This window comes from Anaerobium acetethylicum, assembly GCF_900096945.1.
Lineage (GTDB): Bacteria > Bacillota > Clostridia > Lachnospirales > Lachnospiraceae > Anaerobium > Anaerobium acetethylicum.
On sequence record NZ_FMKA01000001.1, the window covers coordinates 632,309 to 658,214 of the forward strand.

The following is a 25,906-nucleotide window of genomic DNA, read 5'->3' on the forward strand; positions in this document are numbered from 1 at the left end:
GCCTCTTTTTATCAGGCAGCAACAAAGGAGGAAATCCATGAAAACAGTCGGCTTCATAACCGAATACAATCCGTTTCACAACGGTCATCTTTACCATCTGGAGGAAGCAAAGAAAATCACAGGGGCAGACTTTGCAGTCGTAGTAATGAGCGGAAATTTCCTTCAGCGCGGCGTCCCTGCCATAACAGGCAAATGGGAGCGTGCAGAAATGGCACTCAGAAACGGCGCTGACCTTGTCATAGAGCTCCCGGTCTGCTATTCCACTGGAAGCGCTGAATTTTTTTCTTCCGGTGCTATAGCAGCGCTTGACAAACTGGGCATCACAGACTCGCTGTGTTTCGGAAGCGAATGCGGAGATGCCGGCCTTCTGTCGGAAATCGCCCATATTCTGGCGGACGAGCCCGAGGGCTATAAAGAACGGCTGAAATTAAAACTGAAATCGGGGATGTCTTTCCCCTCCGCAAGGTCTGCAGCCCTCATGGATTATCTTTCATCTGATCCGTATTTCTCGCGCATCGAGAAGTCTGCCCTTGAGGATACTGTTTCTAATCCGAACAACATCCTCGGCGTTGAATATATCAAAGCCCTTATCAAGCGAAAAAGCAGTATTGTGCCATACACAATAAAACGCATTGGCAGCGGCTATCACGATGCCGAGATTGCTGGCAGAATCTGCTCTGCAACATCCATACGGAACAGCCTTTTACAGAAAAAGGAGATTGGAGTGATACGCGGACATGTCCCTGAGTCCGTTTTTAAAATTCTCGAACACATGCACATGAACTCTTTTCCGATCTTTGAAGATGACTTTTCTGCACTTTTGAAGTACCAGCTGCTTTTGAAGCGAAGCCGCGGAGAGGATATAGCCGAATGCCTGGATGTTTCAAGGGATCTGGCTGCAAGAATATACAACAACCTGGACCGCTACACCAGTTTCAGCCAGTTCGCCTCTCTTCTCAAAAGCCGGGAAGTTACCCATTCAAGAATAACAAGGTCTTTCATACATATACTTCTGGACATCAGGGAGAAAGACGTCAGGTCATTCATATCGGAGGATTATATGGAATATGCAAGGATGCTGGGCTTCAGGAAAAACTCCACTGCCCTCCTTGGCACGATAAAAGAAAGGGGGTCTGCACAGCTCCTCACAAAACCAGCCCAGGCAGACAGGGTTTTGTCCCCTCTCGGCATGAAAATGCTCAGACAGGACATGCTTGCTTCTGACATCTACAATTCTGTGGCTGCGGATAAATTCTCTTCTGCCTTTATAAACGAATATACCAGGGAAGTCATCCGGATATAGCCGGCAGACTCATGAGCCTCCTGGCAGAGCGTTTTTAATTTGCGGGAAATTCGTGGAGTTTCCTGTGAATTTTAAAAAAGCATCCCCCTGATGAGTTCTCATACTCACCAGGGGGATGCTTCTGCTTGTTTATAAGGCCTTAAGCATGGCCATTCTCACTTATTAATTCTTGAAGCTATGGATAGGTGCTGGAATTCTTCCGCCACGGTTCACAAACGCCTCGCAGGAAAACTGGTTTACAGGCATGATAGGAGCATAGCCTAACAGTCCGCCGAATTCAACAATCTCTCCTACTGTTTTTCCGATTACAGGTATCAGACGCACGGCAGTGGTCTTCTGGTTAATCATGCCGATTGCCATTTCGTCTGCCATAATTCCAGAAATCGTGGATGCTTTCGTATCACCCGGAATTGCGATCATATCAAGGCCGACGGAACAGACACAGGTCATTGCCTCAAGCTTTTCAAGAGTAAGGGCTCCTGCCTGCACTGCATCAATCATGCCCTGGTCTTCACTGACCGGAATGAATGCACCGCTTAATCCCCCTACATAAGAAGAAGCCATAACGCCGCCTTTCTTTACCTGGTCGTTCAAAAGCGCAAGGGCTGCAGTCGTTCCAGGGGCTCCGGCATATTCAAGCCCGATTTCTTCGAGAATTCCGGCAACGCTGTCCCCGATTGCAGGAGTCGGCGCCAGAGAAAGGTCGATGATGCCAAAGGGAATTCCAAGCCTTCTTGATGCTTCCTGTGCAACAAGCTGTCCTACCCTCGTTACTTTAAATGCTGTTTTCTTAATCGTCTCGCAGAGCACTTCGAAATTTTCCCCTCTTACTTTTTCAAGGGCTGTCTTGACGACGCCAGGACCGCTTACGCCGATGTTAAGGATGCATTCTGCTTCCGTCACGCCATGGAAAGCTCCCGCCATGAAAGGATTGTCGTCAGGCGCATTGCAGAATACGACCAGCTTTGCACATCCAAGAGAGTCTCTTTCTTTTGTCATCTCAGCCGTTTCAAGGACGATTTCACCAAGAAGCTTCACTGCATCCATATTGATTCCGCATTTTGTGGATCCTACATTTACCGAACTGCAGACTCTTTCTGTCGTTGCCAGCGCCTGTGGGATTGATTTGATCAGAAGCAGGTCGCTTTCCGTCATTCCTTTTGAAACCAATGCAGAATAGCCTCCGATGAAGTTTACTCCCACTTCTTTTGCCGCTTTGTCAAGGGTTTTCGCTATCGTCACATAATCCTCAGATGTTTTGCAGGCTGCGGCACCTACCAGTGCTATCGGGGTTATGGAAATCCTCTTATTGACGATTGGAATACCATACTCCATTTCTATCTCAGCGCCTGTCGACACAAGGTTCTTTGCCAGACGTGTAATTTTCTCATAAATTTTCCTGTTTACTTCCGAAAGATCCGAATCTGCACAGTCCAGAAGGCTGATGCCCATTGTGATTGTCCTGACATCCAGATTTTCCTGCTCTATCATTTTATTCGTCTCATTGACTTCAAACATATTTATCATAATATTCTGTTCTCCCTGATTATATTCTGTGCATCTTGTTGAATATATCTTCATGCTGGCATTTTATTTTAACACCGATTTCTTCACCAATCTGATCCAGTTCTTTTGAAACTTCGCCAAAAGGCTTAGGGGATTCGTTCATATCAACGATCATCATCATATTGAAGTAATCCTGTACGATAGTCTGAGAAATATCAAGAATATTGATATTGTTTTCCGCAAGATATGTACATACCTTTGCTATAATTCCAACTGTATCTTTACCTATAACCGTTATTATTGTTTTCTTCATACTTTTGTCTCCTCTTCTAAACTGCAATTAATTCTGATGCACAATCTCTTTTTGCCACTCTGATTGGAAAATCGCCCGGTTTATAAGGCGTGTTGCCCATTGTAATTTCCAGTCTCACTGTTTCATAAGCAAGTTCTTCATAATTATTTTCCCTGCTCAAATGCCCCAGCAGAATTGATTTCAGGTTATCATGCAGCAACTCGCATAACAGCCGTCCTGACAATTCGTTGGACAGATGGCCCCTGTCGCCCAATATCCTCTGCTTCAGATAATAAGGGTAACTGCCCACCTGCAGCATATTCACATCATGATTGGCTTCTAACAATAATACATCCAAACCTTTTAGTTTGTCTATAGTATAATCTGTATATTTTCCAAGGTCTGTCGCTACTCCCACTGATTTTGTCCCATGAGATACCCTGTATGCAACAGGTTCCGCCGCATCATGGGAAATTGTAAATGGGCTGATTACAAGATCATCTATACAGAAATCTACATCCGCCTCTATTTCCCTGAACAAGTCTTCAGGCACCTCTCCGACGGATTTTGAGGCTGCAATGCCTGCCAGCGTCCCTCTTGTTCCGTATATTGGAATTCCGTGTCTTCTGGCCAGAACTCCGATTCCGCTTATATGGTCCGAATGCTCATGGGTGACCAGGATGCCTTTCATCTCTGAAGTCTTAAGCCCTATTGAATTCAGACCGTTTTCTATCCTTTTTCCGCTGATGCCGGCATCTATAAGAATGTGGGTATTGTCGGATCCTGCATATATACAGTTCCCGCTGCTTCCGCTGGTTATACTACATAAATTCATTTTTATTTCCTTCTACTTTCATTTTTCTGCTGAGTTTCATCATTATCAAAAAACATGTTTCGATTCCGCTACCGCCTGCACTTCTCGTCAATCTGCCTGTAAGTCTCCTCGACAGTCCCGCTGTTATCAATTACAACCTGGCAGTGCTGTCTGAACATCTCCTCGCTGCACTGGTTCAGGAAAATATTGCTGATCTTTTCTTCGCTGTATCCCCGTGAAGCCTTCAGCCTGGCCCTTCTCGTTTCTTCATCGCTGTAGATATACCAGAGTTCATCACACAGAACTTCATAATGTTCCTCAATCAGCAGCGCAGCCTCGATGATCACCATCCTGTCCTTGCCGGATGCTCTTTCGCTCCTTATTTCTTCTGCGATGAATTCCTTAACCAGAGGATGCATGATTCCATTCAGTCTGTCAAGCTTCCCCTTATCTCCAAATACAATTTTCCCCAATTTTTCCCGGTTAATGGTCATGTCGTTATTCAGGATGCCGCTTCCAAAAAATTCAACAATTTCATAATACCCCCGTGTTCCCGGCTCCATCAGCTTATGGGACACCTGATCGGCAATGATTACTTTTGCACCGTATTTCTGCTGGAAATAATCCAGTATCAGGCTTTTTCCTGATCCGACTCCGCCTGTGATTCCTATTATTTTCATATACACTCAACCACCATTTTCAAGTATTTATTTGCAGCCATCCAGTCCTGTTCCCTGTTTCTGACATTACTAAAACGGCATCTTATTTTGCCTCATACCAGCTGTCACCCGTATGCATATCAATTTCCAGAGGCACCGCAAGGTCTGCCGCTCCGGACATTTCAGAAAGAAGGATTTCCCTGACCTGATCGACCTCGTCCTTATGGGCCTCCACAAGCAGTTCATCATGTACCTGAAGGATCAGCCTTGACTTCAGCTTCCGTTCCTTGATTTTTTTATTGACATTTACCATGGCAATCTTTATTATATCTGCCGCCGCTCCCTGTATCGGGGAATTCATGGCCACTCTTTCACCAAAAGAACGCTGTACGAAATTGCTGGATTTCAGTTCGGGAACAGGTCTCCTCCTGCCGAATATGGTTGTTACATATCCGGTTTCCTTGGCATTCTCAACTGCCTCATCGAGAAATTTCTTGACTCCCGGATAGGTCTCAAAGTACTGGTTGATATACTCGCCAGCTTCCTTCCTTGAAATGCTGAGGCCCTGGCTTAACCCAAAGGAGCTGATTCCATAAACGATTCCAAAATTAACTGCTTTCGCATTGCTTCTCTGCAGAGGCGTAACCTCATCAAGAGGAGTATGGAACACCTGGGAGGCCGTGATTCTGTGAATGTCCTTCGCATCACTGTAAGCTTTTATAAGCCTTTCATCATTTGACAGATGCGCCAGCACTCTGAGCTCGATCTGAGAATAATCTGCATCCACCATGACATAATCCTGTTCAGGAATGAACACCTTTCTGATAAGCCTTCCCAGCTCCATCTTTATAGGTATGTTCTGCAGGTTAGGTTCCGTGCTGCTGATCCTTCCCGTTGCAGTAATTGTCTGGTTGAATTTTCCGTGTATCCTTCCATCTTCGCTGATATAATTGGCAAGTCCGTCTGCATAGGTGGATTTGAGTTTCGTAATCTGCCTGTATTCCAGAATCATGGGGACTATGCTGTGCTCTGAAGCCAGCTTCTCAAGCACATCAGCAGCAGTCGAATAACCTGTTTTTGTCTTTTTTGCATGCGGCAGCTTCAGACGTTCAAAAAGGATTTCCCCCAGCTGCTTCGGAGAATTGATATTGAACTGTTCTCCTGCTGCTTCATAGATTTCCTTCTCGAGCTCCTCGATTCTGACCTGAAGCGCATCTCCATACTCCTTAAGCTGTTCCTTATCAACCCGGATTCCTGCTGTTTCCATATCGTAAATTGCCTGGACAAGAGGCATCTCTACAGTTCTGAACAGGGACTCCATTCCTGTCTCCTTCAGTTTTTCCTCCAGAATTCCAGCTGCGGCATAGGCGACATAGGCCATATAACATACACAGTTCAGGAATGCTTCCGGTTTTTCCTCCTCCGCCTTCTCATATGACAGCTTTCCAAGCATATCCTGTCTTGACGGAATCAGAAGCGAAAGGTATTCCTTGGCTAAATCTTCATATTCATAACTGTTTTTCAAAGGGTTAAGAAGATATGCGGCGATTCCCGCATCAAAAAGCGTCCCTTCATTAGCAGGACTGATATAAATCAAAGCTTCTTTCAGATTTATAAATGAAGCCCTTTTAACCGTATCAAGAATCTTCTGTATTTTATCTATAATATATTCTTTTGTCACAAATCCCTGTGCCTGTACAAAGCAGATATCTTTATCGCCGAAAGCAATGGCAGCACCAAAGAGTTCCCCCTGTTCAACAAACTGGAATCCTGCTGTTTCTGCCTCTAAAGCCTTTGCAAACAGCTCTTCTACTTCATTAAATCCTGTGATTTTATGGAAGTATCCTTCTACCCTGTTTGCCGGAATCTCCACCTCAAATCTGCTCATGAAATTTTTAAAGTCAAGTCTTTTGAACTGCCTGTAGGCTTCCTCCGTAAACAGGTTTCCGATTTCAGCCTCCTGGAAATCGTAGTCAATTTCACAGTCTGTCTTGATCGTGGCAAGCTTCTTGCTCATCTGTGCCATGTCATAATGGTTCTGAAGGGATTCCCTCGCTTTGTTTGGTTTTATATCTGCCACATTCCCAAAAGCATTCTCTATGCTTCCGTACTCGGCAATTATCCTTGTGGCTGTCTTTTCACCAATTCCCGGTACGCCCGGAATATTATCCGACTGGTCCCCCATAAGCGCTTTCAGTTCAATAATCTGTACAGGAGATACCTGATAAGCCTCCAGAACATCTTTTGCATAGTAATCCTCCACTTCCGTTCTGCCTTTTTTTGTTTTGGGAATTCTTATTTTGACTTTGTCCGTCGCCAGCTGCAGGAGATCCCTGTCGCCTGAAACGACGGATACTTGATACCCTTCTTCTTCGGCCCGCTTTGCCATGGTTCCAATCAGGTCATCTGCCTCGTAGCCGGCCTTTTCTATTACAGGCACGTTCATGGATTTCAGCACTTCCTTCATCACGGGAACCTGTTCTTTCAGCTCTTCAGGCATTTCTTTCCTTGTTCCTTTGTAATCCCCGAACATTTCATGACGGAAGGTCGGCTCCTTCCTGTCAAAGGCCACCGTAAGATGGTCTGCATGTTCCTCATCAAGCACCTTGAAAAGAATGCTGAGAAAACCGAACACTGCATTCGTATGGAGCCCCTCTGAATTTGTCAGATCCGGAAGACCGTAGAACGCCCTGTTCAATATGCTGTTTCCATCTATCAACACTATTTTTTTATCATTCATTCTTATCTCCACCTTCGATGTTATTCATGTCAGCAAACTCAAACAGAATATTTCTGCCGGATTCCAGGATTCCGTCCTCCGTCCACGCTGCTGCCTGAGCAAACAGCGTAAATGCAATAGCTGCTGCTGCCGTTATTTTTACAATACGTGATAATACATTTATTTTCCTGAGTCTTTTTATTCTTTTTTCAGTCAGCCGGAGCCTTTCAAGAAACATGTTTTTGATATCATAGCTGGCATTGGGATTATTGTCTAATTCCCATACTGCTGCAAAAAGCGTAAAATTGATTTCCAGTTCTTCATAGCAGGCACTGCAGGTTTTTATATGGTTCATGAATTCTTCCAGTTTTCTGCCGCTCAATTCATTATTAATATATGGTATAACCAGCTTTTCCGATTCTGTGCAGATCATCCAAATGCCTCCATCATCTTTTCATATGCTTCTCTTGTAATTCCAGAATTCCGTTCTGTCAGTAACTTATCATAGTAATACAAATGACGGCTGCACCGTCGCTTGTTTTTCTGCTGATAAGTTACATCTTACACTAATTCGGGGGATATTTAAACCTTTTTGAGGGGATAGGTACAAAAAACATTGGCAGCTGCCTCGTATCATAGTCCGGAAGAGGCTGAAGGCTGATTGAAGTAATAGGATACAAGCAGCTCCACCATTCTGTCATAGCTTGCAATTCCGTCAGCCTGGGAGTTTGCCTTCAAATAGCCGTCATTCATTTTCTCCGAGACTTCAGCCACAGTCCCTTCATATCTGTTCCAGAACAGGCTGTTTGCCTCAAGATCTGCTATGGCTGCCTCTTCAAGCAAACCATACACCTCGTCATATGCCGCAGGATCCGCTTTTTTGAGCTGGTTGCTGCTGTAAATCCAGGCCAAAAGCGCACCGCTATATTGGAACTCTGGATGATCTGCGGAGGTGCATGCAAGATATGCGATAAAATTAGCCTCATCCTCGCGCATAAAGCCCTTTGCATGGCTCAGCTCATGGCAGATCGTAAAAGGAATGTTGTAAGGCACCATATCAGCATTATAATTTGCCTCTATTGTAAACGGCGAAAAAATGCCGCTGACCTGCTGATAGGAAAGGACTTCAGAAAGCAGAAGACCTTTTGGCCTTGGGCAATAGCCTGCCAGTGCCGCATATTTCTCTCCGGCCGTATGCATTGCTTCAACTGCAGCCGTTTCGATATCGCAAGTGACTTCGCACACCCCCAGGCTGTCTCTGGCAACCTTACCCGACCAATGGTTTACGTCTTCAGCCAGTTCCCGGCACAGCAGCTCCAATTCTTCCGCTGTATACGCAGCTGCTGCTATTCCAGTCTCTTCCGATAATGTGTTCCGATTATAGTTAATGCCGCAATTAAGGATAAAAAGAAGGAACAGTACCGCTGCCGCCCGCAGCAGATTCAAACCTGCCTTAAAAATTCCCCGTCGCTTTTTCCCGCCAGGCTCTGTCCATCTTCCGCGACCGCGGCCTCCTCTTCTGATTGCTGCCAAAAGAGGCTGCCCGGCCAATCGGAATAAGGCATATCCCGTCACTCCCAAAATCAAAACCTCAATTGCCGAAAATGGGAAAAGCGAAAAAATCCGGCCTGTCGTATTGAGCCACAAAGGATATACCCTGTCCGTATACCATGGGGCAAATCCTTCTATATGCCTTGAAGCAAGGAGCAGCATTACCCCTGCGGCCAGGCATGATACAATGAATACCGCCTCCATCTTCAGGTTTTCATTCTGAAATTGAGTGCTGTTTGTGTTTCTTCTCGTATGTCTGTTTTTCATGTTTTTTCTGCTATCCAATTCTATTGTCCCGTCCTGTCATTCAAACTTTTTCACGATACTGTGAAACTCCGGCGAATAAGCAAAACCATCAAGAATCTCAGCCCTGCTTGTTCCGTCCTCCATCCTTTTCATATGGAAGTCCAGACCCGGCTGATCGAACTCCCTGTCCATAAATGCCCTGTACAATATTTTCACATACTCTGTATCTGGCACTTTTCTATTTTCGAATTCAGGCGAAAAGATGAAGTTTTTTGATGCCTCTACCAGAGTCATCCTTTTTGCGAGGATTTCTCCTGCATAATAATTAAGCCCTTCCTTCTCAGCATCTCTGCCCAAAATCTCCCGATACAAACTGCAGATAAACATTGTCAGTTCTGCATTCTGGTTTCCGGGCTCTGTAAGAATGATGTATCCTCTTACAATTCCACTGGCGCTGCATAAGGCCTCATATTCCTCCGATTCAACGGATTTTTTAAACACATATTCCCTGGAGACTCCATTATCCAGAAGGCCCGTCCAATATTCAATTCCTTCCATATCCGGCTGCCTGTTCAGAAAAGTCTCATAAAGCATGCCGACATAGCCGGCATTGTTCAGATTCCTGTTCCTGCATTCCGAACTGAAGACGAAGCCCCATCCGACCTCTGCACCAGTTCTGCTCCCATCCTTCAGCGTACTCCAGTAATAGGCAGTCTCATCACGTCCAGGTATTCGTTCCAGAACCTTCTCATACAGCCTCTCCACGAAACTTATGATCCTGTCATTCACAGATACTTCGCAGGCAGCTGTAAATCCGCCATCAACCGTGGTCACAGTGATTGTCGTCTTTCCATTTGCAGCCGCTGTAACCTTGCCCGTGTCATCAACCACCACAATTTCCAAATCTCCCGATGACCAGACAAGACGCCTGTCAGTAGCATCTGCCGGTGATATGGCAGCCGTCAGCTGTACTGATGTACCAATAGTCCCAATTGTCGTGCTTGTGATATCGAGCCCCACCCCGGTTGTCCTGACCGGAACAATCTGGAACTCCGCGCTTTTGGTTCCCATATAGCCTCTGATGCCTGTAAGGACTGCGGTTGCTGTTCCAACAGCAGTGTTGTTGCTATAAGAGATTGTATAATCGACATCTTTTATCAGCATATTTTTCCCATATCTTACCGTCACCTCTGGAGTAATCTGACTGCCGGTATAAAACCGGCTGCCAATAGGATCGACGGTTGCACCTGCAATATCGATTTTATCCGCAATCGCTGTAAATGCCTTTAGCCGGATGTTCGCTTTTCCGCCTGCACTTAAATCAGTCCATACCAATCCGCCATTGCTGCTGTAAAAGCTCTGGCCTTTCTCTGAATATGCATTGTAGTCGATCCACAGGTTTGTGCTGTTATCATAATCATAACAGAACGAGACTGTTCCTCCTGTCTTTTTCAATTCAATCACAACAGCAAATCTGTCGCCATAGCCAAGAATGACCGGCTTATGGAGCTTCACAGTATGGTAGCCCGCATACAGGGCAGTTCCAGTTTGCGGAATATCCAGCATCTTTGTTCCGCTCGCCGGGTTTGCCTCATCCATCGGGTTTTTATAAATCTGTATCCTGTATTCAGTATTGACGGACTTCAGCAGAAATGATACTGCCTGCAGACTCTCATCATTTCCACTGCTTCCATGCACGGAAAAGACATTTGAAATCATACATGTATCCGTAAACTCCATGTACGCAGTGCTCACTCCTCCGTCATACTGGTAATTGCAGTCATAATTATCCGCTTTCTCCGATTCAAATGAAAAAGCAGTTGAAGTCTTCATCACCGAATCCTCATAGGAAATCCAGAAAAAGCCCTGATCGCCGAAACTGCTGCCCCAGCTGTTCTTAATTAGCCAGGCTCCATTGCTTGCAGGCTGTACCGTAAAATTTGTCCTCGGATAGTTATCATCCCATCCCACAATCACAACCCCGTGGTTCGCATAGCCTATTGGGTCGAAACAATAATAGGAATTTGCTGCGCTGTTCAGATACTTATAATTGTGATAATAGGATACTGCGACCGCCCCTCTTGTCATAATCATCTGCTTTATAATATCTTTATCTTCCATCGATATCCAATAGGCATTCTGCATGTGTGCGGCATCTCTGTATGCAATCCCATTGTCAGGCTTCTGCGGCGTGCCTGCTGCATCTGGATATCTGGATATGGATTCCTCTGCAAATCCGATCCATTTTGCCAGGGTATAGGTCGCCGAAAAGTAATCCCCCCCTTTTGTGAGATACGGATACTTGTCAGCGCTCAGGAGAAGAACAAAATCCCCCGCAGTGCCGCCCAATGAATCTGTAACGGTGTTATAGTGGAAATAGGACAGATGATACTCTGACAGATCTATACTGCTGTCTTTCAGGCCTGTCTTGACCAGATTCGATTCTGCCGCTGCGATGACAGCAAAAGCCCAGCAAGTCCCATAAATGCCCTGGTCCTTCACCGGCGTCACATAACTGGCTCCGGCGGAATTCCTCAGGTCATAACCTGACGGCGTCGAAGAACGCAGCAGCCCATTGTTCTCCTCTACCCTGTCAATACGCAATCCATTATCTATATAGCCATAATTCTGTCCCGAACCAGATGCTTCCGCTGCATCTGGTTCTGTATGGTTTTCTGTCCCGCTGTCAGTAATAATGATATTGCCGGTTTCCTCATATCCAATACCGTTCCAAACATTTCCTGAGAACATCCGGATCATAGACACCATCAACAATACGCCTGTTATCAACGCCGTTTGAATTAGATGAGCTGATTTTTTCACATTCATGCACCTCCCGAAGGATTTCCTATGAAACATAAAAAAAGGACCCTGGAATTTTACGCCTGCTGAACTCTTGTTTTCATGCAAAACCAGCATAAAATATCTCGCAGGACAGGGATTCTAAATCGATATCTTTATAATCAGATTATACGCTTTCTCACTAATTAGTCAACAAACGCTTTCTGCGTCTTTAATCAGATAATTTGTATTTGCAAATATTGTTTTGAAAAAAAATGCCGGCAGCCTCTGTTGTTTACAGAAGCCGTCAGCATAAGTACAGTTTACTGTCCCGGGTAGGTGCTTAAAAACAGTTCCAGCTTGTCCATTGCCACTTTCAATTCATCGACTCTCGGCAGGTATACAATGCGGAAATGATCAGGCTGCTTCCAGTTGAATCCGCCGCCATGAACCATCAGGACGTGCTGCTCTTTGAGAAAATCCAGAACAAATTTCTCATCATTATGGATCCTGTATTTCTTGATATCAATTTTCGGAAAAATATAGAATGCCGCTTTAGGTTTCACCACGGAAATTCCCGGAATGCTGTTTAAACGTTCTGTAATAAATTCCCGCTGTTCGTATATCCTTCCTCCCGGAAGCAGCAGCTCATCTGAACTCTGATATCCTCCCAACGCAGTCTGAATAATATATTGTGCAGGCACATTCGAACAAAGGCGCATTGAGGATAACATGTTCAGCCCTTCGATGTACCCTTTGGCTTTTGACTTGTCTCCGCTCAGGCACATCCATCCAGCCCTGAATCCTGCGATTCTATGGGATTTCGACAGTCCATTAAAGGAAACTACGAACAGATCTGGCGCCAGAGAAGCGATAGCCGTATGTTCTGCGCCATCCATTACCAGGCGGTCATAAATCTCATCTGCAAAAATAATCAGGTCTTTTTCACGAGCCAGGTCTACTATCTGCTCCAGTATTTCTTTTGGATATAATGCACCGGTCGGATTATTCGGATTAATCACGACGATTCCTTTGGTGCGGCTGGTAATCTTCTTTCGCATATCTTCGATATCCGGATTCCATTCTGACTGCTCATCGCAGATGTAATGTACCGCCTTGCCTCCTGAAAGGGTCGCAGCAGCTGTCCATAGTGGATAATCCGGGGACGGAATCAGAATCTCATCTCCGTTGTTCAATAACCCCTGCATTGCCATAACAATCAATTCGCTGACGCCGTTCCCAGTATAAATATCGTTGATTCCTACATTTGGTATCTTTTTCAGCTGACAGTATTGCATAATTGCTTTTCTTGCAGCAAAAATACCTTTTGAGTCAGAATAGCCCTGTGCATTCCGTAAATTCGCTATCATATCATCTATGATTTCTGCCGGTGCATCAAATCCGAACGGAGCCGGATTGCCGATATTCAGCTTCAGGATATCCATTCCCTGTCCAATCATCCTGTCTGCTTCGTCAACGACAGGTCCCCTGACATCGTAGCATACATTCTCCAGTTTACTTGATTTTTCAAAAGTCCTCATATTCATTCTCCTGTTCTTTCACTTCATTTCTCATATAATATATCGATACAAATGGCTTCGCTTGCGAAACTCTCGCATGACGCGCAGTCGCTTCTGCGGCATATTCTTATTGCGCGTCATGCGCCTCCTCCCGGAGCGTTTTCAATTCACAGGAAATTCGTGGAATTTCTTATAAATTAAAAAACGCCCTAAACTAACTATGTTAGTTTAGGGCGAATGATTCATCCGTGTTACCACCTAAATTCAGAGAGAACTCTGCGCTCATTCAGTACGAAAATATGCCGATTCACATATCGTTTTATACTGTACCCGGGATAACGGTCGGATATCCGATGAAGTCTACTTGCCATACAATATATGACGTTCGGTCCATAGCTCGGAAGCTGCTTCCATACTTTTTTCACCAGGATTCACACCAGCCATCCCGTCTCTTTGCTTTCAAAAATATGTACTCCTCTTCTTCATTGCCTGTTAAATATGAGAATAACTTAAATGCGCACATTTGTCAAGAATCAAATAGTTTGAAGCACTTGCCATAAAAAAAATTAATTCTTTGCTTTTGTGTTTTGTAGATTCATTCCAGTGTTTATCTGCTCTTTTAGCAGCAAAAACATAAAAAGCAAGATATCTAATAAACCAAGCAACAATAGAATTGAAACACATCGGGCTGTAAAATATAATTGGAAATACGATTGAAAATATTATAAGCAGAAAGGAAATTGAAACAATGTCAAAAATTGGCGGCCGGCTTACTTTACCTACTGATATAGATATGATTGACGAAACACTGCGCCTCAAGGAACTTCTTGATGCGGATGCACTCCGCGACTGTGACGGCACAAATATGCCCGAAGAATTACTTGAATGTGACGGTAAGATCTACGCAACATACTATACTACAAGAAAAGACAATGAATGGGCAGAAAAAAATCCTGAGGAAATCCAGCAGGAATATGTAATGAGCGAACGGGTTACTGCGAAAGACACTGCTCTCCGAATCAAACCTATGAAAGGGTTCTATACCGAACAGCTGAAGATCAACTTACTCGACGATCCAAAACGCTGGTGGGAAGTTATGGACAGAACTACCGGCGAAATAGTTCCCACAGATAAATGGGAAGTGGATGCAGAAACCGAGGAAGTTGTCATCCAGTCCGTGAAATACCATGAATACACTGTATCCTTTTTAGCGTTCATCATCTGGGACCCTGTTCATATGTACAACTTCATCACTAACGACTGGACGGACGTACCTCATCAGCTTACATTTGATGTTCGTCAGCCTAAGACCCAGGTTTATGTAAAAGAAAAACTGAAACGCTGGTGTGAAGAGAATCCTAAAGTAAACGTAGTTCGTTTTACAACTTTCTTCCATCAGTTTACTCTTACCTTCGATGAACAGAAACGTGAAAAATACGTGGAATGGTTCGGTTACAGCGCAAGTGTAAGTCCATATATCCTTGAACAGTTCGAAAAATGGGCTGGATACAAATTCCGTCCTGAATTCATCGTTGACCAGGGATACCACAACTCTATCTTCCGTGTTCCTTCAAAAGAATTCAGGGATTTCATTGAATTCCAGCAGATCGAAGTATCCAAACTCGCAAAAGATCTGGTTGATATCGTACACAGCTACGGAAAAGAAGCAATGATGTTCCTTGGAGACCACTGGATTGGAACAGAACCCTTCGGAAAATACTTTGCAAATATCGGTCTTGATGCAGTGGTTGGATCAGTTGGTGACGGCGTTACCCTTCGTATGATCTCCGATATCAAAGGTGTTAAATATACTGAAGGACGTCTACTTCCATACTTCTTCCCGGATGTATTTACTGAAGGCGGAGACCCGATCGGTGAGGCTCAGGATAACTGGATGAAAGCAAGAAGGGCAATCTTAAGATCCCCTCTTGACCGTATCGGATATGGCGGATACTTAAGCCTTGCAACAAAATGGCCTGGTTTCATCGACCAGATCCAGAAGGTAGTTGGCGAATTCAGACAGATCCATGAAGAAGTCAATGGAACAAAATGCCACACTGCTCCTTTCAAAGTTGGAATCCTGAACTGCTGGGGCAACTTAAGAAGATGGATGGCAAACCAGGTCCACCACGCTATCTGGCACCGTGAAATCTACTCCTATGTCGGTGTTATCGAATGTCTCAGCGGTATGCCGATCGATGTTGAATTTATCGACTTCGACGAGGTAAGAAATGGTATCGATCCTGATATCAAAGTCATCATCAATGCAGGCGATGCAATGACTTCCTGGACCGGACATGAAAACTGGCTGGATGAAACTGTTGTAACAAAACTTCGTGAATTCGTAGACAACGGTGGCGGCTTTATCGGTGTAGGCGAACCTTCCGCAATCCAGCACCAGGGCAAGTTCTTCCAGTTAAGCGACATTCTTGGGGTTGACAGGGAATTAGGGTTTTCACTTATTACCGATAAGTACAACACCTTAGATCCGGAACACTTCATTCTGGAAGATATCGAAAATGAGATTGATTTCGGTGAAGGCAAGAGCAGCATCTATGCGCAGGGCGAAAACTATCAGGTTCTCAACATGGATCAGAAATACTGCCGCCTGGTTACAAATACATACGGAAAAGGGCGCAGCGTTTACTTTGCAGGCCTTCCCTATTCTCCTCAGAACTGCAGAATCCTTCTCAGGGCAATCTACTATGCAGCAGGCATGGAAGATGAAATGAAAAAATATTATGTGACCAACGTAGATACAGAAGTCGGTGCATTTGAAGACGCCGGCAAAGTTGTTGTAATCAACAATTCCAAAGACCCTCAGAAAACGGACCTTTATATCAAAGGCGAGTTAAAAGTAAGCCTCGATATGGAGCCAATGGAAATGCGCTGGGTCGAAATCTGATTTTATTATACAAAAAGACTTTATTTCCCATCGAGCAGGCAATGCGCCTGTTAACAACCACCTTTCAAAACAAGCCGGCAATCCCTTTCTGGGAATATGCCGGCTTTCTTCTTACACTTCTATAAAACGAACCCTGCAAAAGGAACGGTTATTTTACAACTGTCCTTTTGCAGGGTTCGTTCTTTGATCATTTCTGGGAAAAATAATTTATTCTAAACCGAATTCGCTCATTATGTCTTCAAATTCCGGCGAATAAGCAAATCCCAAAAGAATATCCTCCCGGCTGACGCCTTTCTCCATCCTGTCTACATGGTAGTTCAATCCTGCCTCATCATATTCTCTTCCCATAAAAGTCTGATAGAGGACTTTTACATACTGAGAATCGTCAAGCTTTTTGTCCTTGAATTCCTGAGAAAAGATGAAATTCTGTGCAGCCTGGACTGGTGTTACCCTGTCTTCGCTGATTTCCCGTGCATAGTATTCAAGTCCGCCTTCCTCCGGCGTCCTTCCCAGGGCCTTTGCATACAGCCTGTTCACAAACATGGTGAGTTCCGGCTTTTGATTCACATATCCAGGAAGTGCATAGTCTCCTCTTACAATTCCTGCATCGCTACAGATCTCCGTGTATTCCATCGATTCTACAAATCCCCGGAACACAAATTCTCTGGTCACGCCATTGTCCAGGTAGTTGAGCCAGTATTCCATTCCGTCCGTATCCGAGTCACGTCCCATAAGTGTCCTGTAGAGCACCTCTGTGTATGCTTCGTTGCTCAGATTTCTGTTCCTGAATTCATCACTGAAGAAGAATCCTTTTGCTGTGTCTGCACCTGTCAGTTTGCCGCTTGTCAGAAGTCCGTCATAATACTGCATTCCTTCTTCTTCTGCATCTCTTCCCAATACTTCTGTATAGAGCCTGGATACAAAGCTTTGAATTTTAGTCATTTCCGGAGCCTCACTTAAACCTGCTCCCTCATAAGCGCCTATATTTACTGTAGTTCCAAGTGTGTTTCCAAAGAAATCCCTGCCTCCGTTATCCGCCTGGACTTTACCGGCACCAAGAGCTGGCGAACCTGCCAGGAGCTTATAACCGGAGAAGCTGGAGCCTGAATGAACAAGCCCTCCTGTCAAAGGCTGTGTTGGTCCTGAACCTGGATTTACAAATTTAGGATCTGCTGTGATTGCTGCAGCATCCACAGGTGTATTGTTGTAATTATAGTAAATATTGTTGCTGTAGGTCATTTTACAGTTCTTAATCCAGTCCTCGGTCTTTTTGGCACCTGCATTGTAGATAATATTATTTTCAACAGTTGCAGTACCGCCGGTCATGCCATTCCTGATAAACGGTGTACCTTCGCCTATATAGAATACATTGTTATAGATTTTGGCAAGTGGATGGCTTGGAAGATTCAAAGTTCCTCCAAGGTCATTCTGGCTGATGTTATAACGGAATACAGACTGATAAGCCTGTCCGACACAGAACATGACGCATCCGCCGCCATTATTATGGCTGTAGTTGTACTGGTAGATGGTTCCGTCTCCGGAATCGGCATCCCATGCCTGGCCATCCTGGTTCGTATAAGTGTCATATGCCTCATTGTACTGGAATACCGCATCCTTGCATTTCCATGGCCAGATTGCCGCTGCGACCCTGCCTGAGCCGGTTGCACTGTAGATCGTGGTATTTATTTCTTTTGCTGCTCCATCTGATACATTGTATTCAATTAGTGGTCTGTGGCAGTACATTGTGGTAATGGCATCGCCACCAACTTCACTTACAAAGTTGTTCCTGATTACAACATTTGTGGAGCCATAAGTCTCACTTACAGAATCAGGGATTGCAGTAGCGCTGAATTTGTCATAATAAGAAGTATAGCCAACCGCAATTCCCCATCGGCTGACATTTTCCACATGACAGTTCTCAATCTTAACGTCATTGTATTTTGCAACACCGGTTACAGTATCGTTGTCCGGCTTAAATACGGTAAAGTAAATTCCGCCGTTATTCATATGCTTGTCATAAACATTTCCGTCAACGTCATGTATATAAAGATTGTTCAGGTAAATATGGTCCAGTGTTCCGTTATCCTTTGCTACAGCCGCTACACCTGTACGGTTCATTTTCGTCAGTTCGCTGTAGTTGACGCCCGAAAACACATCATCATTTGTAATTTCAATATCACTGATTTCAATGTATTCTACATCATAGAGAAGAATTGATGAGGATACATAGCCTTTATATCTGTGGCTTGAGGAATCCAGGGATTTTTTGTAGTTCTGGTACCATACTCCCTGTCCATTGGCCGCAATGACAGGATCATTTCCTGTTCCATACTTTCCAATCTGGATAGGTGCTTCTTCAGAACCGCTTCCCTTAATGTGAAGATAGCCGTTTGTAAATACGGAGCCTGCCTGAAGCAAAACCTTGTCCCCTGGTTGAAGTGTTATGTCATTGATTTTCTGAAGACTGTAGAATGGCTGATCTTCATCTGTGCCGCTGTTACGGTCAGAACCGTTTAATGTACTTACATAATAAGTCGTTCCTGTTGCTGTTTCAGCTGCTTTTGCTGTAATGCTGTTAGTTGCCATAGGTGACAGCGCACAGATAAGCATTGCCACTGACATTATAGTAGAAATAATCTTTTTCATCATTTTTTGCGCTCCCTCCTATTCTGTATATCCCAAACGTATTTCTGCAGCACTTGCAAAAATTTTACCTGCTTCTAATGTGGCGGTCTCTGCACCAAATAATTTTACATATCTGGCATTCACAGCATCAAACTCAGCATACTTGACCTGATTGTCATCAGCCCAGATATTATTCTTTGTTGATACCTTTGTAAAATTCGTTCCATCTGTGCTGACATAGATTTCATACTTTGTGATAAGCCCATTTTTGCTGCTTGTACGAGGAACATATTTTAACATGGATACCGTCTGCTCTTTTCCCATATCAATGGTAATCCAGCAGTCTTGTCTTTGACATCCTGCCCATGCAGTATGCCACATGGTTCCCAGATTATCATCCAGAGTAAGGTTTCCATTTCCTTCTGTTGCACTTCCCGTCTGTGCACTTCCTACTGTTGCAGTCATTCCGGCAACCGGATACTCTACCCTTGCAGGAGTTACATTGATTGTGTAATTGACAACCGAACCGTTTTCAGACACCTTCAGCACCATACCAGTGGTTACAGCTGCTGAACCAGTTACCTGTTCAGTTCCGTTATAAACGCTTAAGGCAACTCCATCTTCACAAGTGAAATTTGCCAGGAAGTTTTCAACAGTTGTATTTTTCACGACATCTGATACAGAATTTTTGCTCATGATTTCGCTTGTTGTAATTGTATATACATCAGAGGAAACACCCAGAACAACCGGATCTTCTGTATAACCAAGACGGATTTCTGCAGCACTTGCATAATCACCTGATGTGGACGTTGCTTTAAGCTTCACATATCTTGATACTGTTTCATCAAAGTATGTATATTTCTCTGTATTATCAAGAGCCCATGTACTGTTTGCAGTTGTAACTTTAGTAAAGTTAGTTCCATCTGTACTTACATAGATTTCATAACCTGTAATCACACCATTAAGCTGGGTCGTTCTAGGTACATATTTCAGCATGGATACCTTCTTTGCACTTCCCATATCTATCGTGATCCAGCGTTGATCCATTGTACAGCCATTCCAGTTGGTATGCCATAAGCTTCCTGCATTCTGATCCAATGCTTTTGCTGCTTCTGCATCAGGTTGTATACTTCCAGCTGTGGCAGTCATTCCGGTAACCGGATATTCAACCCTTACTGGAATTACGCTGATTGTATAATCAGCCACTGAACCATTTCCTGATACCTTCAATACCATACCTGAGGTCACAGATACAGAGCCGGTTACCTGTTCGGTTCCGTTATACACGCTTAAGGTAACGCCATCCGCATGTTCAAATGCTGATAAGAAGTTGTCAACAGTCGTATTTTTCACAACACCTGAAACAGAATTGCTGCCCATTGTATAGGTATAGGTAGTTGCTCCTGCATCAAACCTGATCGTATACTCTTTTACAGTTCCGCTTTCATTTACTCTCAGTACCATTCCATGAGTGACAAGATCAGTACCGGCAATTTCAGTTCCATTGCTTAATACATTTAAAGATACTCCGGCCGAATGTTTGAACCCTGCCTTGAAAGCATCAGCAGTTACAGATTTTCTGACTCCTGTGATTTCATTTGTCCCAATTGTATATACATCCGAGAAAACACCTGCAACAGCAGGATCAGCTACTGTCGTTTCATGTACCCCGATATCTGGAACCAAGCCGACAGCGTTGCCAAAAAAGTCTTTTGAACCACTGTTTGCAATATATTTTCCTTTGTTGATTGCTGGTGAATCATTCTGGATTTTGTATCCGCTGAATGCTGAAGCTGAATCAACAAGTCCAGTAGTGTCAACAGGCGCTTTTCCCGGATCCACAAATTTAGGATCTGCTTTTACAGCTGCTGCATCCCCTGAAGGTGTGGACGTATATCCAAAGTAAAGGTTGTTGGAATATACTTTTGTACCGCCAGAACCAGCCCATGCATCATTAGGGTTTGCTGTACTAGTGTTATAGAAGATATTGTTATAGAGTTCGCCTGAGCCGCTGCTCTTTCCAGCATCAGGATGATTGATCCTGGTCGCCCTGTCCCCGTCTACATAAAATACATTGTTATATATTTTAGCATTCGGATTTCCCTGGAATGTTATAAGCGCTTTCAGGTCATTCTGGCTAATGTTATAGCGGAATGTACCCCTGTAAGCCTCATTCAGACAGATCAGGAAAGCTCCGCCTCCGTTATTGTGGCTATAGTTGTACTGGAATATGGTACCATCTGACCAGTCGACATCCCAGGCCTGTCCGTCTCCATTGCCAGTTCCCACGGTATCAAATGCCTCATTATACTGGAATATGGCATCCTTACATTTCCATGGCCAGATCGTAGCACTAAAGGACTGCCAGTAACCTGCATAATTATCATCCAGATCAGATCCTGCTGCGTCTGATACATTTCTCTGCACCATCGGTCTGAGGGAATACATTACAACAAGGGCATCATTACCAGGATTCTGAATATAGTTATCTTCAAACAGAATGTTGGTATGTCCATATTTTCCTACCACCTCATCGGCAAGTACTGAACCATTGAATTTTGCATGGTTATAAGTATATCCGAGGCATACGCCTGCTCTGGACACATCTTTCACGTAGCATCCCTTCATTTTGAAGTCATTAAATCTTGCAATTCCTGTAGCCGACTCATCATCCGGTTTCAAAGCATTGAACTGCACCCCGCCATTGTTCATATGCTTGTCTTCCAGATTACCATCGACGTCATGAATATAAAGATTTTCCAGGTAGATATGGTCCATGGTTCCGCCATTTTTAGCAATACCGGCTACACCTGTCCTGTCCATTCTTTCATCAGTCTTGTCGTCAAATCTGTTCCATTCCTGGGCTGGATCTGTGATTTCATTGGTGATTTCCAGATTACGGATTTCAACAAAGTCGCAGTCATACAGAAGAATTGCAGAAGAGACATAGCCTTTTGAACGATGGCCTGAATTGTCCATTGCCTGGACATAATCCTGATACCAGATCCCCTGTCCCTTTGCATTGATTACCGGTTTTGCCCCCGTACCGTACTGGTCGATCATAATGGGAGCAGATGCTGTACCGCTTACATTTTTCATGTGAATGAAACCATTAAAGACAGAACCTGACTCAAGCAATACCTTATCCCCCGATTTGAGCACTACTTTTCCCAGCATGTCTAAAGTTTCCCAGGCACTATTCTCGCTGGTACCTGAATTCTGATTGTTCCCGTCAATACTGCTTATATAATAAGTAGTACCTGTGGAAACTGTTTCCTGTGCATAAACAGGGTCCGCTACTGTTGAAAAAACATTCAACGAACAGAGCATGGAAACTGCACAGATCATGGATAATATCCTTTTTTTCATTTTTTTCCTCCTCCTATTTTACTACTTGTTTCAAGGTAAACTGATATACATCTTCAATTTTACCTTCTACTACTGAGGTCTCGGCTTTTTCCCGGATAATTCCGTCATAATGCTCTTCCCTCAGATTTTTATTTATAACATCAGTCACTTCTGAAATTGACTGATAGTCATAATCTACTCGATCCTTGCAGAAAATCAGATACAGTGTTCCATATTCATCAATAACCTGAGAATACTCTCCTTTTTTCAGTTCCCCCGCCAATTCCAGTACATCTCCGATCAGGTTGTCATAACCAGAACGCTCGCCAGACAAAATCTTCTGGCTGGCAAAATAACTTCTTAAATTCTCATAGGAACCTAAAAGGGATTCTAATCCGGTTTCAGACGTTGCTTCCTTATACATGGCTGTCATAGCCTGTTTGAGTTCTTCTGTTTCCTGGTCAGAAAGTCCATCCTGTTCATACGGGATTCTGACAAACTCAAGTTCAATATCATCGTCCTTTATAAAGATGCTGTTTTTGTTCTCTTCATAATATGTCTGGCGCTCTTCCTCTGTAATCTGCATTCCTGGATTTTCCAGATTGTCGCAGTAATTCTTCTGGATTACATCCATTTCATATTCAATGAAAAGCGGAAGTGTAAACTCGGAAAGACCGTATACAGCCTCACCCTTGCTTATTTTTTCTTTTCTTGCCGCATTCTCATTTTCAAATCTTTTCACAAGATCTCTGTACTGCATGGAATCCACATAGCCCTTTTCCCTGGCATTTTCATAGACTCCCCGAAAATACTTCAAATCTTCAATTGTCTTGTCCGCCAGCATTCTGGAAGGGACTTCGCCCCCAAACTCTTTTCCCCAGAATGCCTTGTCAACTCCCGCATGATACTTTTCCGTAAAATACTGAGTGACTTCATAGATATTCTCATCCATGATCCGAAGATATTCATCTTTTTCGACCAATGTATCATTGATCTTAAGGTTAAGCCTGCTGCCGTCTAAAGAAACAATCAGGGCGATAACAGCTGCAAAAACGGCCACCAGCGAAAAGACGGCAATGTATGCTGTCCTTTTTGATTGCCTCTTCTTTTTACTGTTATGATGTCTTATACTTTTTTGCATTTGCTTTCTTCCAGCCATTAAACTGCATCCATTCCTTTCATCTGTAATTATCAGGTACGCAGGACCTCATTGGATCTATGTGCAAAAAAAAAGCAATACCCTGCTACTATTACTATTCTGTAATCTTGCTAATGTTCACTCAGGTTCAATTCGCATATTTCAAAATAACATTTCAGATCAGGTATTGCTTATTCAGAGACATAAGTCCATTCGTACATGCACAATAATTGTACCAAATAACCACATAAATACACATAAACAATCATGCATTTTTTTTGCACTATCTAACTATTCAGGACCAGATTCTTCATAGTCACAGATAATGCACACAAATTACAACTATTGCACTTTTTCTATTGATATTTTCGATTATAGAAATATAACTGTGCAAGAATCCCAGCCAGTGCTGCTACCATAACGGCAAGACCAACCTGGCTGATATCCGGCGTCTTGAAAATACCGTAAAGCCATTTTACAGGCCCGATATTTTTCTGTCCCACTATGATCAGATAAACAAAGAACATAAGCAACAGGGCATTCAAGCCTGTTTTCAATTTAGCTGCTTTTTCTTCCATATATGTATCCTCCTCCAATTCCGTTGTGCATTCCAAAAGAATTATCCTTTCAGTCCTCCAAGGCTCATGCCTTCTGTTAAACGTTTCTGTACCAAGATATATAATATCAGTGTCGGCAGCATTACTAATACAAGGCCTGCATAGAGCTGTCCATAGTTGGCTGCTGCCTGCTGTGCCTGCATCAGCTGCATAAGTCCTACTGACAATGTTTTCGCTTCTTTAGTCAACAGGGTAAGTGAAATGATGTATTCATTCCAGAATGCCAGGAAGTTGAACAGGATGACCGTAATGATGCTTGGTCTAGCCATTGGCATCATAATGCTGATCATAGTCCTGAAATAACCGCTTCCGTCTACATATGCAGCTTCTTCATAATCCTTAGGGATTGTAATAAAGAAACTGGAAAGCAGATAAATTGTAAATGGAAGTGCTGTTGACGCATATACCAGTGCAAGTATAAATTTATTATTCAGTAAAAATGCAAATCCAAAATTTTGATTCAGGAACTTGTCTCCGTCCAGAAGCATAAGGAAGATCGGAACTACAATATAGTTTACGTTGATAAATAATCCGCCCATGAACATATTGTTGAAAAATTTGCTTCCGAAAAATTTATATCTGGCAAGTACATAAGACGCCGGAAGTGCCACAACGAGAAGAAGCAGAATTGCAAAGGCTGTGACAATAACAGAGTTTCCCATGTAGCTTCCCATTTTTGCCGTTTCAAAAGCATCTATAAAGTTCTGCATGTAAATCCCTTTTGGAAGAGACCATGGATTTCCATAGAATTCAGAGTTTTCTTTTATAGAAGCCATAAAAACCCATGCTACGGGTACTACAATGCTTATGGCAAGCAAAACAAGTGCCGCATAAACAAATAGTTTAAACAATTTTTCCTTTATATTGCTGTGTTCGTTCTTATTCATTCTCGTCTCCTCCTAAAATTCTAATGGTTCACGTTTAGTTACAAGATTAACAATTGCAGCCAAAGCAAAGGAGAATACGAAAACTACAACGCCGATCGCCATACCATATCCATAGGAGGAGTTGGTATAAGCCTGTTTATACATATAGCTTAAGAATACTTCTGTAGCTCCGTCCGGTCCGCCGTTCGTCAGGATCTTTACAAGAAGGAAACTTAAGTTTATGGTGCTGATAATAAAGAAAGTCAGTGTCGTCCTGATATTAGTCCAGATCAGCGGTAATGTAATCTGAAAAAACATCGTGATTTCATTAGCGCCGTCAAGTCCTGCTGATTCATACAGACTTTCCGGTACTCCTGCCATACTTGCCATATACATGACCATGTAATAGCCGATCGCCTGCCATACAAGGGCTATTACGATACTGAAGATTACGATTTTCTGGTCGCCTAACCAGAGAATCTGCGCTGCCTTCCCGCCTTTAAATACCCCTATAAGGCTGTTCAGGATTCCCATCGAGGGATCATAAATAGCTGAGAATATGGCTGCGATTACAACGATCGATAAAATATTTGGTATGTAAAAAACGATTCTGAAAAAATTCTGTCCTCTGAACTTGTATCTGGATAGAATTCCTGCAAATAGCAGTGCCAATGCAATTGTCGGTATTGTGATCAGAACAATCATCAGAATGGAGTTCTGGAAGGATCCATAAAAGTTGATATCCTTAAACAGAGTTCTGTAGTTGTCAAAACCGACAAATGTTTTCGTGTTAGAAAATCCGCCCCACTTATACAGCGAGATTCTGAACACGTTAATCGTAGGTATAATCATGAATAATGTAAATAATATAATGGCAGGAGCAACGCATGCCGTTATGTATAAATGTTTCTTTAATTTATGGTTCATTGATGCAATCCCCCACTTGAATTCAAAATTGACAAAAAAAATGGAGGCTTTCGGAAGCATTTCCGCTTCGATGAAGCCCCCATCTTAAT

At 43.5% G+C, this 25,906-nt stretch carries 17 protein-coding genes and 1 other annotated feature; of the genes, 2 read left to right on the plus strand and 15 right to left on the minus strand.

What is annotated here, in order from left to right; all coding sequences use genetic code 11:
- Positions 1 to 37: 37 nt before the first annotated feature.
- Positions 38 to 1,303, plus strand: coding sequence for a nucleotidyltransferase (locus BJR36_RS02850; protein ID WP_091229757.1), 1,266 nt, complete (start codon positions 38 to 40; stop codon positions 1,301 to 1,303).
- 162 nt (positions 1,304 to 1,465) lie between these two features.
- On the opposite strand, the gene BJR36_RS02855 is transcribed toward BJR36_RS02850, so the two are convergent.
- The 9 genes from BJR36_RS02855 to BJR36_RS02895 all read right to left on the minus strand — a co-directional run bounded on the left by BJR36_RS02855 (position 1,466) and on the right by BJR36_RS02895 (position 13,412).
- Positions 1,466 to 2,830, minus strand: coding sequence for a PFL family protein (locus BJR36_RS02855; RefSeq protein ID WP_091229759.1), 1,365 nt, complete (start codon positions 2,828 to 2,830; stop codon positions 1,466 to 1,468).
- 19 nt (positions 2,831 to 2,849) lie between these two features.
- Complete coding sequence (locus tag BJR36_RS02860) at positions 2,850 to 3,122, minus strand: ACT domain-containing protein (protein ID WP_091229762.1); 273 nt, start codon at positions 3,120 to 3,122, stop codon at positions 2,850 to 2,852.
- Positions 3,123 to 3,138: 16 nt separating this feature from the next.
- A complete protein-coding gene (locus BJR36_RS02865) occupies positions 3,139 to 3,936 on the minus strand; it encodes an MBL fold metallo-hydrolase (protein WP_091229763.1) in 798 nt (265 codons plus the stop codon).
- 68 nt (positions 3,937 to 4,004) lie between these two features.
- Positions 4,005 to 4,595 (minus strand): dephospho-CoA kinase, encoded by a 591-nt coding sequence (gene coaE, locus BJR36_RS02870; protein ID WP_091229765.1) that lies wholly within the window; start codon positions 4,593 to 4,595, stop codon positions 4,005 to 4,007.
- Between the two features lie 82 nt (positions 4,596 to 4,677).
- A complete protein-coding gene (gene polA, locus BJR36_RS02875) occupies positions 4,678 to 7,314 on the minus strand; it encodes a DNA polymerase I (RefSeq protein ID WP_091229767.1) in 2,637 nt (878 codons plus the stop codon).
- Positions 7,307 to 7,726 (minus strand): zf-HC2 domain-containing protein, encoded by a 420-nt coding sequence (locus BJR36_RS02880; RefSeq protein WP_091229769.1) that lies wholly within the window; start codon positions 7,724 to 7,726, stop codon positions 7,307 to 7,309. The genes polA and BJR36_RS02880 overlap by 8 nt, the downstream gene beginning before the upstream one ends.
- Positions 7,727 to 7,926: 200 nt before the next feature.
- Positions 7,927 to 9,111 carry a DUF3810 domain-containing protein gene (locus tag BJR36_RS02885; RefSeq protein ID WP_091229771.1) on the minus strand — a complete coding sequence of 395 codons (1,185 nt, stop codon included), beginning with the start codon at positions 9,109 to 9,111 and terminating at the stop codon, positions 7,927 to 7,929.
- A gap of 36 nt (positions 9,112 to 9,147) precedes the next feature.
- On the minus strand, positions 9,148 to 11,913 hold the full coding sequence (locus tag BJR36_RS02890; RefSeq protein ID WP_169823571.1) for a DUF4214 domain-containing protein: 2,766 nt from the start codon (positions 11,911 to 11,913) through the stop codon (positions 9,148 to 9,150).
- 281 nt (positions 11,914 to 12,194) lie between these two features.
- A complete protein-coding gene (locus BJR36_RS02895) occupies positions 12,195 to 13,412 on the minus strand; it encodes a pyridoxal phosphate-dependent aminotransferase (protein ID WP_091229776.1) in 1,218 nt (405 codons plus the stop codon).
- Positions 13,413 to 13,617: 205 nt separating this feature from the next.
- Positions 13,618 to 13,886 (minus strand) — a binding site (T-box leader).
- A gap of 253 nt (positions 13,887 to 14,139) precedes the next feature.
- Here BJR36_RS02895 and gnpA point away from each other — a divergent pair.
- On the plus strand, positions 14,140 to 16,296 hold the full coding sequence (gene gnpA / locus BJR36_RS02900; RefSeq protein WP_091229778.1) for a 1,3-beta-galactosyl-N-acetylhexosamine phosphorylase: 2,157 nt from the start codon (positions 14,140 to 14,142) through the stop codon (positions 16,294 to 16,296).
- Positions 16,297 to 16,503: 207 nt separating this feature from the next.
- Here the strand turns inward: gnpA and BJR36_RS02905 are convergent, their stop codons facing one another.
- From BJR36_RS02905 to BJR36_RS02930, 6 genes are all read right to left on the minus strand, one after another.
- On the minus strand, positions 16,504 to 18,945 hold the full coding sequence (locus BJR36_RS02905) for a DUF4214 domain-containing protein (RefSeq protein ID WP_091229780.1): 2,442 nt from the start codon (positions 18,943 to 18,945) through the stop codon (positions 16,504 to 16,506).
- Positions 18,946 to 18,960: 15 nt separating this feature from the next.
- Entirely contained in the window at positions 18,961 to 22,290 is a 3,330-nt protein-coding gene (locus tag BJR36_RS02910) for a discoidin domain-containing protein (RefSeq protein WP_091229782.1), read from the minus strand.
- A 13-nt stretch (positions 22,291 to 22,303) separates the two neighbouring features.
- The gene (locus BJR36_RS02915) at positions 22,304 to 23,410 is read right to left on the minus strand and encodes a peptidyl-prolyl cis-trans isomerase (protein ID WP_169823572.1); all 1,107 of its coding nucleotides are present in this window, start codon (positions 23,408 to 23,410) and stop codon (positions 22,304 to 22,306) included.
- A 353-nt stretch (positions 23,411 to 23,763) separates the two neighbouring features.
- Positions 23,764 to 23,985 (minus strand): DUF6903 family protein, encoded by a 222-nt coding sequence (locus BJR36_RS02920; RefSeq protein ID WP_091229786.1) that lies wholly within the window; start codon positions 23,983 to 23,985, stop codon positions 23,764 to 23,766.
- A 41-nt stretch (positions 23,986 to 24,026) separates the two neighbouring features.
- Positions 24,027 to 24,911 carry a carbohydrate ABC transporter permease gene (locus tag BJR36_RS02925; protein ID WP_091229788.1) on the minus strand — a complete coding sequence of 295 codons (885 nt, stop codon included), beginning with the start codon at positions 24,909 to 24,911 and terminating at the stop codon, positions 24,027 to 24,029.
- A 12-nt stretch (positions 24,912 to 24,923) separates the two neighbouring features.
- Positions 24,924 to 25,817, minus strand: coding sequence for a carbohydrate ABC transporter permease (locus tag BJR36_RS02930; RefSeq protein WP_091229953.1), 894 nt, complete (start codon positions 25,815 to 25,817; stop codon positions 24,924 to 24,926).
- Positions 25,818 to 25,906 lie beyond the last annotated feature (89 nt).

Coding starts and splice junctions, on each gene's coding strand:
- BJR36_RS02915 (WP_169823572.1), bottom strand. CDS start 23,410: ATGCAAAAAAGTATAAGACATCATAACAGTAAAAAGAAGAGGCAATCA.
- polA (WP_091229767.1), bottom strand. CDS start 7,314: ATGAATGATAAAAAAATAGTGTTGATAGATGGAAACAGCATATTGAAC.
- BJR36_RS02895 (WP_091229776.1), bottom strand. CDS start 13,412: ATGAGGACTTTTGAAAAATCAAGTAAACTGGAGAATGTATGCTACGAT.
- BJR36_RS02930 (WP_091229953.1), bottom strand. CDS start 25,817: ATGAACCATAAATTAAAGAAACATTTATACATAACGGCATGCGTTGCT.
- BJR36_RS02855 (WP_091229759.1), bottom strand. CDS start 2,830: ATGATAAATATGTTTGAAGTCAATGAGACGAATAAAATGATAGAGCAG.
- BJR36_RS02910 (WP_091229782.1), bottom strand. CDS start 22,290: ATGAAAAAAAGGATATTATCCATGATCTGTGCAGTTTCCATGCTCTGT.
- BJR36_RS02865 (WP_091229763.1), bottom strand. CDS start 3,936: ATGAATTTATGTAGTATAACCAGCGGAAGCAGCGGGAACTGTATATAT.
- coaE (WP_091229765.1), bottom strand. CDS start 4,595: ATGAAAATAATAGGAATCACAGGCGGAGTCGGATCAGGAAAAAGCCTG.
- BJR36_RS02885 (WP_091229771.1), bottom strand. CDS start 9,111: ATGAAAAACAGACATACGAGAAGAAACACAAACAGCACTCAATTTCAG.
- BJR36_RS02850 (WP_091229757.1), top strand. CDS start 38: ATGAAAACAGTCGGCTTCATAACCGAATACAATCCGTTTCACAACGGT.
- BJR36_RS02860 (WP_091229762.1), bottom strand. CDS start 3,122: ATGAAGAAAACAATAATAACGGTTATAGGTAAAGATACAGTTGGAATT.
- BJR36_RS02880 (WP_091229769.1), bottom strand. CDS start 7,726: ATGATCTGCACAGAATCGGAAAAGCTGGTTATACCATATATTAATAAT.
- BJR36_RS02925 (WP_091229788.1), bottom strand. CDS start 24,911: ATGAATAAGAACGAACACAGCAATATAAAGGAAAAATTGTTTAAACTA.
- BJR36_RS02920 (WP_091229786.1), bottom strand. CDS start 23,985: ATGGAAGAAAAAGCAGCTAAATTGAAAACAGGCTTGAATGCCCTGTTG.
- gnpA (WP_091229778.1), top strand. CDS start 14,140: ATGTCAAAAATTGGCGGCCGGCTTACTTTACCTACTGATATAGATATG.
- BJR36_RS02905 (WP_091229780.1), bottom strand. CDS start 18,945: ATGATGAAAAAGATTATTTCTACTATAATGTCAGTGGCAATGCTTATC.